Origin of the sequence: Psychrilyobacter piezotolerans (genome assembly GCF_003391055.1) — a bacterium.
In the GTDB taxonomy this organism is placed as follows: domain Bacteria; phylum Fusobacteriota; class Fusobacteriia; order Fusobacteriales; family Fusobacteriaceae; genus Psychrilyobacter; species Psychrilyobacter piezotolerans.
On record NZ_QUAJ01000007.1, the window covers coordinates 30,978 to 45,841 of the forward strand.

15 protein-coding genes and 1 riboswitch are annotated in these 14,864 nt (G+C 33.4%); of the genes, 6 read left to right on the forward strand and 9 right to left on the reverse strand.

Translation table 11 applies throughout. The annotated features are described in order from the left end of the window. Positions 1 to 23 precede the first annotated feature (23 nt). Positions 24 to 136, forward strand: a riboswitch (FMN riboswitch). A gap of 168 nt (positions 137 to 304) precedes the next feature. The 4 genes from DYH56_RS05345 to DYH56_RS05360 all read left to right on the forward strand — a co-directional run bounded on the left by DYH56_RS05345 (position 305) and on the right by DYH56_RS05360 (position 2,984). Then, positions 305 to 1,213, forward strand: a complete 909-nt coding sequence (locus tag DYH56_RS05345; protein ID WP_114641836.1) for a DMT family transporter — start codon at positions 305 to 307, stop codon at positions 1,211 to 1,213. A 129-nt stretch (positions 1,214 to 1,342) separates the two neighbouring features. Next, on the forward strand, positions 1,343 to 1,696 hold the full coding sequence (locus DYH56_RS05350) for a hypothetical protein (RefSeq protein WP_114641837.1): 354 nt from the start codon (positions 1,343 to 1,345) through the stop codon (positions 1,694 to 1,696). A gap of 71 nt (positions 1,697 to 1,767) precedes the next feature. Next, positions 1,768 to 2,517: a metallophosphoesterase family protein gene (locus DYH56_RS05355; protein WP_114641838.1), complete on the forward strand. Its 750-nt coding sequence runs from the start codon at positions 1,768 to 1,770 to the stop codon at positions 2,515 to 2,517. After that, positions 2,499 to 2,984 (forward strand): DUF2628 domain-containing protein, encoded by a 486-nt coding sequence (locus DYH56_RS05360; RefSeq protein ID WP_114641839.1) that lies wholly within the window; start codon positions 2,499 to 2,501, stop codon positions 2,982 to 2,984. Before DYH56_RS05355 ends, DYH56_RS05360 begins: the two co-directional genes overlap by 19 nt. A 50-nt stretch (positions 2,985 to 3,034) precedes the next feature. On the opposite strand, the gene pgl is transcribed toward DYH56_RS05360, so the two are convergent. Genes pgl through gnd form a run of 3 tightly spaced genes read right to left on the reverse strand, consistent with a single transcriptional unit; the run spans position 3,035 to position 6,097 of the window. Then, positions 3,035 to 3,679 (reverse strand): 6-phosphogluconolactonase, encoded by a 645-nt coding sequence (gene pgl, locus DYH56_RS05365; protein WP_114641840.1) that lies wholly within the window; start codon positions 3,677 to 3,679, stop codon positions 3,035 to 3,037. Next, a complete protein-coding gene (zwf, locus tag DYH56_RS05370; protein WP_114641841.1) occupies positions 3,676 to 5,181 on the reverse strand; it encodes a glucose-6-phosphate dehydrogenase in 1,506 nt (501 codons plus the stop codon). Before zwf ends, pgl begins: the two co-directional genes overlap by 4 nt. Before the next feature lie 10 nt (positions 5,182 to 5,191). Further along, positions 5,192 to 6,097 carry a phosphogluconate dehydrogenase (NAD(+)-dependent, decarboxylating) gene (gene gnd / locus DYH56_RS05375; protein WP_114641842.1) on the reverse strand — a complete coding sequence of 302 codons (906 nt, stop codon included), beginning with the start codon at positions 6,095 to 6,097 and terminating at the stop codon, positions 5,192 to 5,194. Positions 6,098 to 6,240: 143 nt separating this feature from the next. On the opposite strand from gnd, the gene DYH56_RS05380 reads away from it, so the two are divergent. After that, entirely contained in the window at positions 6,241 to 7,596 is a 1,356-nt protein-coding gene (locus DYH56_RS05380; RefSeq protein ID WP_114641843.1) for an ATP-dependent nuclease, read from the forward strand. Positions 7,597 to 7,609: 13 nt separating this feature from the next. Here DYH56_RS05380 and DYH56_RS05385 read toward each other — a convergent pair whose 3' ends face one another. The 3 genes from DYH56_RS05385 to DYH56_RS05395 all read right to left on the reverse strand — a co-directional run bounded on the left by DYH56_RS05385 (position 7,610) and on the right by DYH56_RS05395 (position 10,933). After that, on the reverse strand, positions 7,610 to 8,152 hold the full coding sequence (locus DYH56_RS05385) for a hypothetical protein (protein ID WP_114641844.1): 543 nt from the start codon (positions 8,150 to 8,152) through the stop codon (positions 7,610 to 7,612). Further along, positions 8,145 to 8,585, reverse strand: coding sequence for a type II 3-dehydroquinate dehydratase (gene aroQ, locus DYH56_RS05390; RefSeq protein ID WP_114641845.1), 441 nt, complete (start codon positions 8,583 to 8,585; stop codon positions 8,145 to 8,147). Before aroQ ends, DYH56_RS05385 begins: the two co-directional genes overlap by 8 nt. A 95-nt stretch (positions 8,586 to 8,680) precedes the next feature. Next, positions 8,681 to 10,933 (reverse strand): adenosylcobalamin-dependent ribonucleoside-diphosphate reductase, encoded by a 2,253-nt coding sequence (locus tag DYH56_RS05395; RefSeq protein WP_114641846.1) that lies wholly within the window; start codon positions 10,931 to 10,933, stop codon positions 8,681 to 8,683. Positions 10,934 to 11,200: 267 nt separating this feature from the next. Here DYH56_RS05395 and DYH56_RS05400 point away from each other — a divergent pair, with 267 nt between their 5' ends. Next, positions 11,201 to 11,476: an HU family DNA-binding protein gene (locus DYH56_RS05400; RefSeq protein WP_028857317.1), complete on the forward strand. Its 276-nt coding sequence runs from the start codon at positions 11,201 to 11,203 to the stop codon at positions 11,474 to 11,476. An 85-nt stretch (positions 11,477 to 11,561) separates the two neighbouring features. Here the strand turns inward: DYH56_RS05400 and DYH56_RS05405 are convergent, their stop codons facing one another. From DYH56_RS05405 to DYH56_RS05415, 3 genes are all read right to left on the reverse strand, one after another. Next, complete coding sequence (locus DYH56_RS05405) at positions 11,562 to 12,293, reverse strand: tyrosine-type recombinase/integrase (protein WP_114641847.1); 732 nt, start codon at positions 12,291 to 12,293, stop codon at positions 11,562 to 11,564. Positions 12,294 to 12,943: 650 nt separating this feature from the next. Further along, complete coding sequence (gene pyrE / locus DYH56_RS05410) at positions 12,944 to 13,567, reverse strand: orotate phosphoribosyltransferase (protein WP_114641848.1); 624 nt, start codon at positions 13,565 to 13,567, stop codon at positions 12,944 to 12,946. Then, positions 13,560 to 14,813, reverse strand: a complete 1,254-nt coding sequence (locus DYH56_RS05415; RefSeq protein ID WP_114641849.1) for a dihydroorotase — start codon at positions 14,811 to 14,813, stop codon at positions 13,560 to 13,562. Before DYH56_RS05415 ends, pyrE begins: the two co-directional genes overlap by 8 nt. Between the last annotated feature and the right edge of the window lie 51 nt (positions 14,814 to 14,864).

Here is a 14,864-nt window from a genome sequence, read left to right on the forward strand (position 1 = left end):
GTTTATAATCAATTATAAGTTGTATAAAACTTCGGGGCAGGGTGTGATTCCCTACCGGCGGTGATAGTCCGCGAGCTTAGGCCGAATCAGTGGAATTCTGATACCGACAGTAGAGTCTGGATGATAGAAGTTATTTAAAAAATTGGAATAAATATCCTAAATTTTAATGCCCTAAGTTTACTTGGGGTATTTTTTATTGTTTAGGAGATTATAAAATTTATTGAAAAAATAAAAAATTATAAAATCTGAATTGTGTTTATCTGGATGCAACGTCACGTTGCTTTTTTATTAGGAGGAAGGGAAAATGGAAGAAAGAAAGACTAAAATAGGCGGGCTGGCAATAGTTTTAGCTGCTACTTTATGGGGGTTAGATGGGATAGTTCTTACACCACGCCTGTATAATCTTGATACGAAATTTGTGGTGTTTATGCTTCATCTGCTGCCCTTTATAGGGATGAACTTTATATTTTATAAGGAGTATAGAGTTTTAAAAAAGTTTACTAAGTATGACTATATATTTATGACTTTAGTAGCACTCTTTGGAGGAGTAATAGGGACATTGTCCATAGTAAAAGCACTGTTTTTATTGAATTTTCAGCATCTAACAATAGTAACACTCCTGCAGAAATTACAGCCGGTATTTGCAATTGTTTTAGCCAGGTTTATTCTCAAAGAGAAGATAGCAAGAAAATTTGTTGTATGGGCTGTATTAGCTTTATTTGCCGGCTATTTTTTAACTTTTGAATTTAGTAATCCGTTTTCTGTTGACCATCAGAATATGCTGGAAGCATCAATGTATGCCATAGTTGCAGCATTTGCATTTGGAAGTTCCACTGTCTTCGGGAAAAGAATGGTGTCTACAATTACACATAAACAGACGCTGTTTTTTAGATATGGACTCACAACACTGATTCTTGCAGTTGTAAATGTTTTAAGCGATAATTTAGTTGAGTTTTCAAAAATAACCACTCTTAACTGGCAGATCTTTATAATAATTGGATTAACCAGCGGAAGTGGAGCAGCATTTATATATTATTACGGACTGCGGCATGTAAAAGCAAATGTAGCTACCATTTGTGAACTTTCATTTCCCATCTCAAGTATCTTATTCGACTACCTCTTCAACGGAAGTGTCTTATCCCCGTTTCAATGGGTAAGTATGAGTGTTATGGTTTTTTCCATAATTAAAATAACCAAGTTAAAAGTAAACTAAATATATAAACCATCTATTTAAATTCACTAATAGGTGGTTTTTTTCTAAATTAATTCCTTGATAAATCATTAAAACTGAGGTATATAAATAGTAGCAGGTTTTATATTATACACCAACAAGGGGGATATTATGACTGAGAAATGGGAAAAAGTAATAGATTTAGTGCAAGAAATTAATAAAAATAACTTTGAAGATTTTAATGACAACATTGTCTATCATTATTTTAGACGTTTTCAAAAAGAATTGCCTTTTAGCTTTGAAAGACATTTAACAAATATAAAAAAAGAGAAAAACCTCAAATTTTTAAAAAGAAGCGATGTTTTAAGGGGAATTTTTTCAGATTTTTCTTTGTCAACCAGGGAAGATGTTGTAAATGATTTCCTCTATAAATTTCATAAGCACAATGCATCCAAAAGAAGGATTTTAAAATTAGAGGAATTTTTAGACAATAACAGGGATGAATTATTCGGAGAAAAAAAATAATAGATGATTAAGTAAAAAACTGCAGGTAATTGCAGTTTTTTTTGTATAAGCATAGTAGGAGGTGGGAAAAAATGGAAAAAATAGCCATTATTTCAGATATCCATGGAAATCTTCCCGCTCTTTCAGCGGTACTGGAAGATATAAAAAATAGGGGAATAGAAAGAATATTTTGTTTAGGAGATCTTATAGGTAAAGGCCCCAGTTCGGCAAGTGTAGTTGATACTGTTAGAGAAAATTGTGAATGGGTAGTCAAAGGAAACTGGGATTATTATGTTACTAAAGAACATATTTCTAAGGAGTTAAAATGGCATCAAAATAAATTAGGAAAAGAAAGGCTGGAGTATATGAAAAATCTTCCTCTGTATTTAGAATTTTATATCAGTGGTAAATTAGTAAGATTATTCCATGCCTCACCCAAAGATCTTTTTCATAGAACATATATTACCAATACTTTGGATGAAAAAATGAAATTATTTGAATCTCCCAGTGATTTAAAAAAACCTTCGGATATAGTGGGATATGGAGATATTCATGGAGCTTTTATAGATAACTTTAAAGGGAAAAGTTTATTTAATGTAGGTAGTGTAGGAAATCCATTGGAGATTCCTCAAGCATCTTATGCTATAATAGAAGGGCATTATCAGTCGGAGATATCATCACCTATACTGACATCCTTAGTGAGAGTTCCCTATGATGTAGAAAAATCTATAGCTGATGCAAGTGCTACAGATATGCCTAAAAAAACAGAATATATAAAAGAACTAAAGACAGCCAGATATCAACGGCATAAGGAGGAAGGACAGTGGACAGAGATCGATTAATAAGTGCCTATATTGGCGAGAAAGAAAGTTTGGAAAAAACGAAAAAAACTTTAGATTGGTATAAGGATTCATTTGAAAAGGGGGATCTTTCAGGAGGATTTTCATGGAAATGGTCCTGGTGGGCATTTATAGGGAATTGGCTGTATTTACTGTATAGAAAATGCTATCTTGAGGGGATATCTTATTTTTTATTGGTTCATATGCTGGGAGGTCTCGCAAGTAAATATATGCCAAATCTAGCTGAAATGATAGGAGGAGCATCACTGTTTATCGGATTACTTTCAGGAGGGCTGCTTCATAATCTTGTATACAGGAGATACTTAAAATCAAAAACTATTATAGAAAGCAGGCCTGTTTCTAGTGAAGAGACGGTAAAAGAAATGAAGTCCATCGGAGGAACAGACAAGAGAGCTGTGATAGTTGGAATTGTCGTTTATTTTGCTTTAAATACAATATTGAGTCTGTGATTAAAAACAGCAGGAAAGCATTTATATAACTGCTCTCCTGCTGTTTTTATTTATTTTATATAAGATAAAAATTCTGGATCTACTACCTTAGATACAGGCAGGTTTTTAGAAATAGTCGACTCTATAATGGATATTTTTTCAGGCCCCAATAAAAATATTTTTCTTTCAGCCATATTAATTACATTCATCCCCAGGGAGATCCTCCTATATGGGTGACTCCTGCTAGATGTCACAATAACATCCTCTAGTAAACCGGCTTCATTTTCCTCAAAGATAGATGCAGTATGTCCATCATTTCCCACTCCTAAAAATATTAGATCAAATATGATATTCCCTTTAAAATATTTTAAAAGCTCATCTTCGTACTCTTTCCTGGATCTCTCTATAGATGGGGAGTAATCTATATGGTGGATATTTTCATTGGGAATAGTAATATGTTTTAACAAAAACATATTAATTAGACAATAGTTACTATCCAGATGATCTAATGGCACCCACCGTTCATCCACTAAAAAAATATTTATATTTTTCCAGTTTATATCTTCTGCAGCCAGCAATTGAAAGAATCTGACGGGAGTTTTCCCACCGGAAAAAGCTATGGATAACTTTTCTTTTTTCTGTAATTCAGACTTAATTATATCTATAGCGCCTATAGCCATGGATCTCTCAGATTCAAATATTTTTATAGGCATCATATTCTCCACTTCCGATCATCTTTTTCAAGTAGTAATTTACTTTTTTCAGGTCCCCAAGATCCAGCAGAATAATTTGGGAATTTAAAATTTATTTTATTGAAATAAGCTACTATAGGATCCAATACTCTCCACATCTCTTCTATACCATCCTGCCTTGAAAATAATGTTAAATCTCCTTTTATGCAGTCAACCAGCAGCCTTTCATAGGCAGTAAGAGATATGGTGTCTAATTTAGAATAATTGAAGTTCATCTCTACTGGATGGGGATAGTTTTCCATTCCTGGATATTTCATGTTTATTGATAGGGATATCTTTTCTTCAGGCTGGATAGAAAAAACAAGCTCGTTGGCCAGCATATCTCTGCAGGCATTCCCAAATAATTTTAATGGTGGTATTTTAAAAGTTATAACTATTTCAGTTAATTTTTGATTCAATCTTTTTCCTGCCCTTACATAAAATGGAACTCCTGCCCACCGCCAGTTATCCACATGAAATTTACCGGAGAAAAAAGTCCCGGTATTTGAATCACTGTTCACATTTTTTTCATCTCGATATCCCGCAACATTTTCACCGTTTATTTTACCGGTTCCATACTGGCCTAAAACCAAGTTTTCTGACATATATTCATCGGTCATATTAGAAATACTTTTAAATATCTTTACTTTTTCATCCCTTATACAGTCAGCCTCAAAGTTAGCCGGAGGTTCCATAGCTACCAGAGCTATAAGCTGCATCATATGGTTTTGGATGATGTCTTTTAATACACCGGCTTTTTCATAAAAATTTCCACGAGATTCTATCCCAATATTTTCCGCTGCTGTAATTTGAATATGATCTATAAAACTTCTATTCCATAGAGGTTCAAAGATACTGTTTCCAAATCTGAAAAATAAGATATTTTGAACGGTTTCCTTCCCCAGATAGTGATCTATCCTGTATATTTCTTCCTCTTTAAATATTTCATTGAGATTTTTATTTAGCTTTGCCGCAGATTCTGTATCTACCCCAAAAGGTTTCTCCATGACAATCTTCTTTACAAAATGTTTATCACACAGTTCTAATTTTTGAATTAGGTTTAAGATGTTCTTTGCTAAATTTGGAGGAGTTGCCAGATAAAATATTATTTGATATTTTTTGATACCCTCAAAGTTACAAATGTATTTATTTATCTCATCGATCTCCTCTAACTTTTCAGAATCTCCACTGAGATAACTAAATTTTTCTAAAAAACTATCCTCGATCCTAACTTTTTCCCCTTGAAAACTGTTCTCAATGGAAGTTTTTACCAGTTCCCTATACTGATCCTGTGTTCTCTCCTTCTTACCGTAGGAGAGAATATAGGAGTCATTATTTAATTTATTTAACTTAAAGAGGTTATAGAGGGATGGCAATAGTTTTTTCTGGCTTAGATCTCCTCCTCCTCCAAAGATAATTAAAACAAAGGGCTGGGTATTTACCTCAATACCATCTGGTTCACATAATGTTTTCATCTCTAAATCCATCCTATTCCTCCTACTTCTCCTTTATACTATGTCCACCGAACTCATTTCTAAGACTTGCCAAAACTTTATCAGTAAAAGTCTCTTTTTTTCTGGAACGGAATCTCTGCATGAGGGATAGGGTAATGACAGGTGCAGAAACATTGTTTTCCAAAGCTTCTAATACCGTCCATCGGCCCTCTCCTGAATCTTCCACCCAGCCTTTGACCCTGCTTAGATCAGGATCATCTTTAAACATATCTTTAGTTAGATTTAGTAAGAAAGATTCGATAATACTTCCGTGCTGCCATACGTTGGCAACCTTATCAAGATTTATATGGAACTCTCCCTTGGATTTTAATATTTCAAACCCTTCAGCATAGGCCTGCATCATCCCATATTCTATACCGTTGTGTATCATCTTTACAAAGTGACCGCTGCCGCTCCTACCCATATATTCATATCCCCCTGGAGCACTTAGATCTTTTAAGACTGGTGTTACTATATCAAAGGATTCTCTCTCTCCTCCAGCCATCAAACAATATCCGTTTTCAAATCCCCAAAGTCCTCCACTGGTGCCTATATCCAATAGATTTATAGATCTTTCTTTCAATAAAGCTGCGGTATTGACACTCTCTTTATAGTTGGAGTTCCCCCCATCTATGACTATAGACCCTTTTTTTAATTTTTCCCCAAGTTCTATCAACACATTGTTTGTAATATCCCCAGATGGAATCATAACCCAAACTACAGGGGTTTCATGGGTATTCAGTTCCTCAATCAAATCATCCATATGATTGAATCCCACTCCTCCATGTTCTACCATAAGATCAATCTTATCACGATGGTGTCCGTATACAAAAACTTCATGATTGTATTTTAACAATCTCAGGGCAATCTTCCCCCCCATCTTGCCTAAACCTATGATGCCTATCTTCATATTTCTACCTCCTAGTAGTATTATAGTTTCTTTTTATATACTGAAGGAATCTTTTAAAACCTTTTAAAATTTAGTATTTCTGGCATTTCAAGGAAACATTAGGTATACTAGTAATAGGTTTAAATAATGATAGGAGGAGAAAGATGCATATTAAAAACTTAACAATTAAAAACTGGAAATCTATAGATGAAACTCATATAGAGTTTGAAAACTTCTTATTATTTATAGGGCAGAGTAATCACGGTAAATCAAATATTTTATCTGCGATACTCCTATTTTTTGACAAGATTATATTTAAAAATAAACATAGTTATCGTATGAATATTCCTACAGAGCTTATTATCACCTTTGACAGCCTGCGATTGAAGGAATTAAATGTTTTTAAGGATATTAAAAATACAGAAGATGAAATTGTCATAAAAAAAGTTCTTTCAGCGGACAAAAAACAATATTTTTATAAAAATAACAATGAATTTCACCCTTTGTCAGAACACTTAGAATATTATATAAGGGAAAATATAGAGATAATATTTATTCCCTCATTTTCTGCTTCGTCCAATAAGACTATCCTAGATATATATGAAAAAATTATATTGGTCTTAACTAATAACAATAAACTTGTTTATGTAGAAAAATTAATAGATAAGTTAGATTTAGAGATGCAGTATCTGGAGGAAAGGTATGCCAGCAGAGGTCTTCAGAGAGAAGTAATGTTCAGGATGATGAGGAGAATAGCCAGCGTGACTAAGAGTACCCGGTATAATCTATTGGGAAATACGATTATCATGTATGAGGAGCCTGAACTTTACCTTCATCCACAGGCTGAAAGGGAACTGCATTCTGTTATGACAAATATTGCCAGATATGGCGGGCAGATCTATGTGACTACTCATTCTAGTTCATTTATAGAGTTAAATAATTATAAATCTATATGTTTAGTTAGAAAAAATGATGATGGAACCCACGTGATGCAGCATAAGGGGGATCTATTTAAAGGAGACGAGATAAAAAATTTTAATATGAACTATTGGATGAATCCTGACAGGGGAGAGCTTTTCTTTGCCAAGAAAGTGATCTTAGTAGAGGGACAGACCGATAAGATTATCATACCTTTTTTAGCAAAAAAATTAGGAGTGTATAAGTATGAGTACTCCATTGTTGAGTGCGGAAGTAAGAGCAGTATTCCTCAATTTATAAGGTTATTGAATGAATATAAAATACCATATGTAGCTGTGTATGATAAAGATGAGCATCTGTGGAGAGATTATGAGAGTAAGATAAAAAGCAGGCGTGACAATAAATATCTGAAACAATTGATCCATGAAAACATAGGAGAAATTGTGGAGTTCACAAATGATATAGAGGAGGAACTGGAAGGAAAGGATAGGATTAAAAAAAATTATAAAAATAAACCATTTATTGCTATAAAAAATATTTCCGGCGAGAACTATATAGTTCCCGACGGTTTAAAAAAGAAGATTTTAAAGATATATAAATAGGAGGGCTGCCCTCCTATTTATAATACCAATCTATTTCGTTACCCCACTTGGGTCTGCTGGAAGCGGTCTTTCTATCTCTAGCCTGACCATCTTGAAGATTTGCTCTGAACTCCCCGTTTTTAGGTGAATATATCCATCCTCCATTTGAGGTATAGAATTCATTAGCTAAGCCTAAATTTTCTAATCTATTACAAATTTTAATGTTGTTACTTGTTTCTATCTCTACAGATACCCCATCTACTTCTTTTGTGTATTTAGGAGTGACTGGAAATTTGAAGTTTTTTAAAAGATTAAAACCACTGCCAGTATTATCGGCTAAAATAGAGAAGAACTTTCTATCTTCATCGCGCCCCCTTATCTCATTTTCACTGGGGTATCTCTCATAAGTGCTATAAAATTCATCGATAGACCTTCTAACTAAGGTAAGATTCTTATTTGTACTGGATAAGGATGAGAGACTATAGTTATTTTTTATCTTGAAGAATGTAAAAAATGAAAGAAATCCAATAAATAAAACTATAAAGATAATATCTGCCTTGATTATAAATTTATTCATTAATGACTCCCATCTCTTTAAAATAGTCTAGTGCCATAAGGTACCCATAAGGACCAAATCCAGATATCTGACCTATACAGGCAGAAGCTGTAACAGACCGATGTCTGAATTCTTCTCTAGAATGAATATTACTGAGGTGAACTTCTATTGTCGGGATTGAAACGGATTTAATTGCATCCAGGATGGCAATACTATAGTGAGTATATGCTGCGGGATTGATTATAATACCATCATATTCAGCATATGCACTTTGAATTTTATTTATTATTTCACCCTCAATATTATTTTGAAAACACTCAATTTGTATCTTTAATTCTTTAGATTTTTCTTCTATCATCTCTATTAATTTAGGATATGACAGATTTCCATATATTTTTTTTTCCCTGATTCCCAGCATATTTATATTGGGACCATTTATAACTAAAATTTTCATAAAAACCTCCTACTATTTTTGTTAACTGAATGCAGCGTCACGTTGTTTTTTTATATCATACTATAAAAGCAGGAGGTTTTCAACTTAATCAAAAATTAATCACATTTTGAATATCCACAAGCTCTGCAGGAATAACATCCTCCAGAGATCTCCAATTTTTCCCCACATTCAGGGCAGATTGCCTCATGCCTGTGTAGTTCATCAACTTCTTCATTGAACTTCTCTTCTTTCTGCTTTATAAAAACCTGTGCTGCTTCATAATCTTTTAACCCCATCTCATCTTCAAATTCCTTTAATATATTCAGGATCGCAAGTGGACAGGTATCACCCTTAGATAGTTTTCTTCCTACAGCATTTCCCCCGGCAAAAGCAGGACAGCCGCTGATACCTTCAATGGATTTTTCCAGCATAAATAAATTTCCTCCTAACCTCAGCATCCCTGACATAAATATGGCTACAGCTTGAATGTTTTTTTCACAACCTCCAGATCCGCTCCTTATTACATACAGATCCTGGATCTTGTTTTCACTTGGAGAATATCCAATCATCACCTTTAATTTTCCACAGCCAATTCGTAAATTTTTAGGGTAATATATCGTATCTTCAGCTATCCTTTTCAACTCTCCCCTGGATAGTTTTGCGGTTTCCTCTGCCGCCTCATCCTCCAATGTGAGGATTCCTTCCCGGGCACATCCAGACCTGTAGACAGTAACTCCTTTTAGTCCTAATTCCCAGGCTTTTAGATATATATTTTCAACCTCTTCTGTGGTAGTTTTATTTATCAGATTTACAGTAGAAGAGATACTGGCATCTATTCTGTTCTGCCAGGCAGCCTGCATCTCCAGTCTTTCAACAGGGTCTAAATTTTGAGCTGTTATAAAGGATTCAGGGAGATCTTCTACATTTTGGATATCATACCTTTCCATATATCTCCTGGCAATGGGAGCAAAAACTTCATAAAATACATCTTCCCCATGCAGACTCTCTGTCTTTCTTGTATAGGAAAAAGCAAAGTTAGGTTCAATCCCGGTACTTATTTGCAGCATAGTGCCGATAGATCCTGTAGGAGCTATGGTAAGCAGCTGGGAATTTCTTAATCCATATTTTTTAATCAATTCCATAACTTCTTCATCGGAGTTTTCAATTAAAAATGGTGACTTTAAAATTGTTTCTAAATCAAATTTAGGATAACTTCCACTTTCTTTCGCAAGGAGGGCACTCTCTTTGAGGGCTTCAATAATAATAATTTTCCCCAGAGTATCACAAAATTCTATAGATTCAGGAGAACCATATCTGAGATCCAGGTGGATAAGCAGGTCTCCTACTCCTAAAATTCCTAATCCTATCTGCCTCCAGTCGGCTACAGACTCCCTTTGCTCTTCTAATGGATGTAAGGGTAAACCTTCATCTAAAACATTATTGAGCGCTCTTACTCCTATCCTTACAGCTTTTTTTAATCTTTCAAAATCAAATTCATCTTTTCTTTCATTTAGAAAACTAGGAAGAATCAGTGAACCCAATAAACAGCTTCCACCAGCAGGAAGAGGTTCTTCTGCACAGGGATTGGTTCCTGCAAATTCAAAATTTTCATCTTCACTGAGAAGATTCCAGTTGGATATTCTATCCCAAAATAACATCCCTGGTTCAGCATAATTCCAATTTTGACGTGCTAATTCTTTGAATAACTCTTTAGCTCTAACTTCTTTTTCCACAACCTGATCTGTATCCAAAACTTCAAATTTTAATGTAAATAATTCATCTTTTTTCACTTTCTCCATAAATTCATCGGTCATTCGGACAGAGATATTGGCTTTCTGGACTTTTGAAAGATCTCCCTTTATCTTTATAAAATCACAAATATCCGGGTGATCTATGGAAAGGGACAGCATTAGTGCCCCCCTTCTTCCATTTTGTCCTATGATCTCAGTAGTAAGGTTATATAGATCCATAAAAGAAACTGAGCCTGTGGTTTCCATAGCCGAATTATTAACTGTAGTTCCCCTGGGTCTCAGATTGGATATATCGATCCCACATCCACCACCGTAGGAAAAAGTACGAGCCAATTTTTTAGCTGTTTCAAATATCGACTCTAAATTGTCTTCTGGAGGAGTTAATACATAACAGTTTGAATAAGTTATCTTTCTCCCTAACTTATGCAGCCCTCTATTAGCTAATATTCTGCCTGCAAAAATAAATTCTTTATTAACTATAGCTTCCTTCAATAAAGGATCATCATTGGAAATTCTGTCCAACCACTCTTTAAAAGTTTCATCATTATATTTATATTTTTTTCTCCAAATATCCTGACCTAAAATATTTTCTTCTCCTAACCACTTAATCTCATTCAAAATAATTTCACCCCATTATATAGTTTTTATTATATATATTTCACTAAATATTGTGTTTTATATTATAGTATATACCACCGATTTCGAAATTTTCATACTATTTTTTTAAAAAAACAAACAATATTAAACTAAATTTCACTATTTTATTAGTAATAAATAAAATAATAAATAGATAAAAAAGTTGAAATCATTTATTAAATATGGTATAAATTGATAGAAGCATTGAAGCCCTTGTTTTATAAGGGATAAAAAATGGGAGGTATTAAAATGACTAAAAAAGAATTCGTAGCATTATTTGCAGAGAGAGGAAATTTTGAATCTAAGGCAGAGGCTGAAAGAAAATTAGATACATTCATGACAACTGTTGAGGAAGTATTATTAAACGGCGATGAAGTTAACTTTATCGGATGGGGAAAATTTGAAGTAGTTGCAAGAGCTGAAAGAAAAGGAAGAAATCCTAAAACTGGTGAAGAGATCACTATTCCTGCAAAGAAAGCTGTTAAGTTTAAAGCTGGAAAAAAATTAAACGACAAGATGAACTAAAAAAATAAAAAAGGAGATTTTTATCTCCTTTTTTTTATACCTTTCTTTCTAAATTATTCGAGATAATTTTTATTCCGAACACCGCTTAATCTCTCCCTAATTTACCATATAAAACTTCTTGTTGTTTAGATGTGAAATCGAAATAAATCATGGTGTTTTCTACATTTCTGTGGCCTAAAATGTACTGGACTTCCTTTATATCTAATCCGCAATCAGCTAAATGAACCCCTGCTGTATGTTTTAAGGTATGAAAGTGTTGTTTTTCTTTTGGTATATCTGCCAAATCAAAATATTTTTTACATAACCTCGTGAGATGCTGGCGGCTTAAAGGTGTCGATTTTCTACTTAAAAATATATGATTTGAATTGTTTTCATAACCGATATACTCACTTAATAATCTGCTTGTATCTCTGGTTAAACGGATGGTATTATTCCTACTCCCCTTCAACCTTCTGCAAAATAATTCCTTGCTGTTCTCATGAAAATCCTCCTTCTTTAAGTTAGAAATTTCACTTGCTCTCAGTCCGCATTCGTAAGCAAGGAGAAAAATTAATTTATCTCTTTTAAAAAATTTAAACTTTTGTTTCTTTTTATCCAGGAAAAATAATTTTTCAGCTTCTTCAAAAGATAACATTAATTTGTCAAATTCTTTATTGGTCAAATATTTAATTTCCCTATTTACAGATCTTTTCTTTTTCCCTTTTTTCAGCTGTTTTTCAAGTTCCTTTATCTTATCTTCCAGTAAGATACTGATTACCACATCATCTTTATTTTCTTCAAGTTTTTTCCTCAGAGCATCCAATTGACCTATATCCATAAATTTCTCCTATAAATTTTATTATTTTTATTTTTTTACCTTAAAATTTTCATTCACTATATAATACCCTAAAATTCATCATATTTCAATGAAAGTTCCAAAATGTTTATTTTGGAACTTTCGAAATAGATCCTTGTAAATAAAGGGGTAAAACCTTTTCGTTGTTTATAAAAAAACGAATGTTCCATTATAAAAAGCGGAAATACAAAGTTTTTTCATGGATTTTTCTAGGTCAGAAGCTGAATTATATAGCTAGAATAATTCCTTCCAAATATCTATTCAATATTTTTATTAATCGGACATATCTTAAAAAAGGGTTAAAAAAATAAGACGCCCTTATTTTGATTTTAAGAAGTTTAAGGGTATAAACACTCATCTTTTATTTTACCAAGCCTTTAAATCGAATATTTGATGAAAAATGCTGATTTTACTGGTGTTAGAGGTCATGAAAGTTTAATTTTTTTTTGCACAACAGAAAAAAAGTCCTATAGTTAAAATTATAGGTCTGATAATCCGATGATCCAGATTTTATGAATTTATACCACGAATTATATTAATTAAAATTGGTATTACACTCAATTTCAATTAAATAATTCTCCATAAATATAAAAGACCCTATAATTTTAATTATAGGGTCAAACATTAAAAAATTATTTTTTCCAGGTATTTGGGGATTTATTCCATTGGCTGGCTTCTTCTGCATCTTCAGGTGATAGATAATTTTCTTCAACTGCTAATTCTATCAAATCAGGAAATCCAGAGAGTGTTTCCCATTTACAGTTAGCTTCTTCAAATCTATCATATGCCTTTTTAAATTCATATGAGAATATTGCCATAACTTCTACATCTTTAGCTCCTTCTCTCCTTGCAGCCTCAAGTGCTGATATACAGCTTCCGCCAGTGGAGATAAGATCTTCAATTACGATTATTTTTTTCCCCTCTACATCTGCTCCCTCTATCTGTTTCCCTGCTCCATGTGCTTTTGGTTTAGATCTGATATAAGCCATTGGTTTATTCATCTTTTCCGCGATAAATGCTGCCCATGGAATTCCCGCTGTTGCAGTTCCTGCTAAGATATCAAAATCTTTATCTTTTAATGCTTCTACAAAAGCATTTACTATATCTGTTCTTTCCTTTGGAAAACCAATAACTTTTCTATTGTCACAATATATCGGAGATTTTATCCCTGATACAAAGGTAAATGGTTGTGCTACATTTAATCTTACTGCTTCTACTTTCAATAGTGCTCTAGCTACTCTTTTGGCGTTATTCATATTCAATCTCACTCCCTGTATTCTCAATTATTTGGTTTTTATTATATACTATTTTTCCATTAACTATCGTAGTCTCAATCTTACCGTAGCCTGTATATCCATCAAATGGAGTCCATCCGCATTTTGACAGGGTAGTTTTATTCTCTAAGATAAACTTTTTATTTAGATCCACTACTACAAGATCTCCATAGTAACCCTCTTTGATCTCTCCCCTGTCTTTTATACCAAATATTTTACTGGGATTTTTAGACATGAGCTGTATCAGTTTAGATAAAGTAATTTTACCTTTAGATACAGCATCTAACATCAATGGTAATGAGTTTTCAACTCCCGGAATTCCAAATGTTACCTTTTCCAGTTTCTCTGAAAGCAGATGAGGTGCATGGTCAGTACCGATGGTATCGATAGTACCGTCATTTACAGCTTCCCATAGAGCTTCTACATCATGGGTTGTTTTTAATTCCGGTTTCATTCGCAGTAACATTTCGTTTTTTCCCTTTATATCATTTTCGTTAAGAAAAAGATGGTGGGGGGTTACTTCGGTATAGATTTTTTTTTCCGCTTTCAACCTGCTTTTTCTGATAATATCCAACTCTTTTTTATTGGAAATATGACACAGGTAAAGTTTTTTTCCATATTTTTCATTATAGGTGATAGCTTTTTCTACCATCTCACCTTCAGCGTGGACTGAAACCATCTTTGATTTTAGAAATATATTTTTTAAAACCTCATCTTTTTCTACCAACATCTTTCCTGTGGATATATTCATAAATACCTTGGTAGAAGCTATCCCTTCACCGGGAATAATATCACTGTTGTCTGTACTTGTACCGCCAAAATGAAATCCATAGTTTACCAGTGATTTAACGGAAGCCAGGTCTTTTTTTTCTTGGAGTGCACGGGGATTTGTAGTGGTGGGTACTGTATTCGGCATATCTATAAAAGTAGTAATCCCGCCTTTGGCACACGCTCTAGATCCTGTATACAGGTCTTCTTTATGAGTCAGCCCTGGATCTCTCATATGCACATGGGCATCTATGATTCCCGGGATGAGATATTTCTCTCCTTTTAAATCTATAATTTCTAATTTTTTTATAATTTCATCTGAGGATAAAAATGTCCCTTTAATTATATCCAAAGTATCGATATCAGAAGTTATTTCAGCTATCTTTCCATCTTTTATATAGATATCTTTTATCTCGTATTCATTGTCTATAGTACTTATTCTAGCGTTTTTTATTAACAAAGTTCTGCCTCCCAATTCTCCCTTTTAATGCAGACTAAAATCTGACTTTTT

Excerpts from the sequence above, each read along its gene's own strand:
- DYH56_RS05345 (WP_114641836.1), top strand. The coding sequence starts at position 305 with ATGGAAGAAAGAAAGACTAAAATAGGCGGGCTGGCAATAGTTTTAGCT.
- DYH56_RS05350 (WP_114641837.1), top strand. The coding sequence starts at position 1,343 with ATGACTGAGAAATGGGAAAAAGTAATAGATTTAGTGCAAGAAATTAAT.
- DYH56_RS05355 (WP_114641838.1), top strand. The coding sequence starts at position 1,768 with ATGGAAAAAATAGCCATTATTTCAGATATCCATGGAAATCTTCCCGCT.
- pgl (WP_114641840.1), bottom strand. The coding sequence starts at position 3,679 with ATGATGCCTATAAAAATATTTGAATCTGAGAGATCCATGGCTATAGGC.
- zwf (WP_114641841.1), bottom strand. The coding sequence starts at position 5,181 with ATGGATTTAGAGATGAAAACATTATGTGAACCAGATGGTATTGAGGTA.
- gnd (WP_114641842.1), bottom strand. The coding sequence starts at position 6,097 with ATGAAGATAGGCATCATAGGTTTAGGCAAGATGGGGGGGAAGATTGCC.
- DYH56_RS05380 (WP_114641843.1), top strand. The coding sequence starts at position 6,241 with ATGCATATTAAAAACTTAACAATTAAAAACTGGAAATCTATAGATGAA.
- DYH56_RS05385 (WP_114641844.1), bottom strand. The coding sequence starts at position 8,152 with ATGAATAAATTTATAATCAAGGCAGATATTATCTTTATAGTTTTATTT.
- aroQ (WP_114641845.1), bottom strand. The coding sequence starts at position 8,585 with ATGAAAATTTTAGTTATAAATGGTCCCAATATAAATATGCTGGGAATC.
- DYH56_RS05400 (WP_028857317.1), top strand. The coding sequence starts at position 11,201 with ATGACTAAAAAAGAATTCGTAGCATTATTTGCAGAGAGAGGAAATTTT.
- DYH56_RS05405 (WP_114641847.1), bottom strand. The coding sequence starts at position 12,293 with ATGGATATAGGTCAATTGGATGCTCTGAGGAAAAAACTTGAAGAAAAT.
- pyrE (WP_114641848.1), bottom strand. The coding sequence starts at position 13,567 with ATGAATAACGCCAAAAGAGTAGCTAGAGCACTATTGAAAGTAGAAGCA.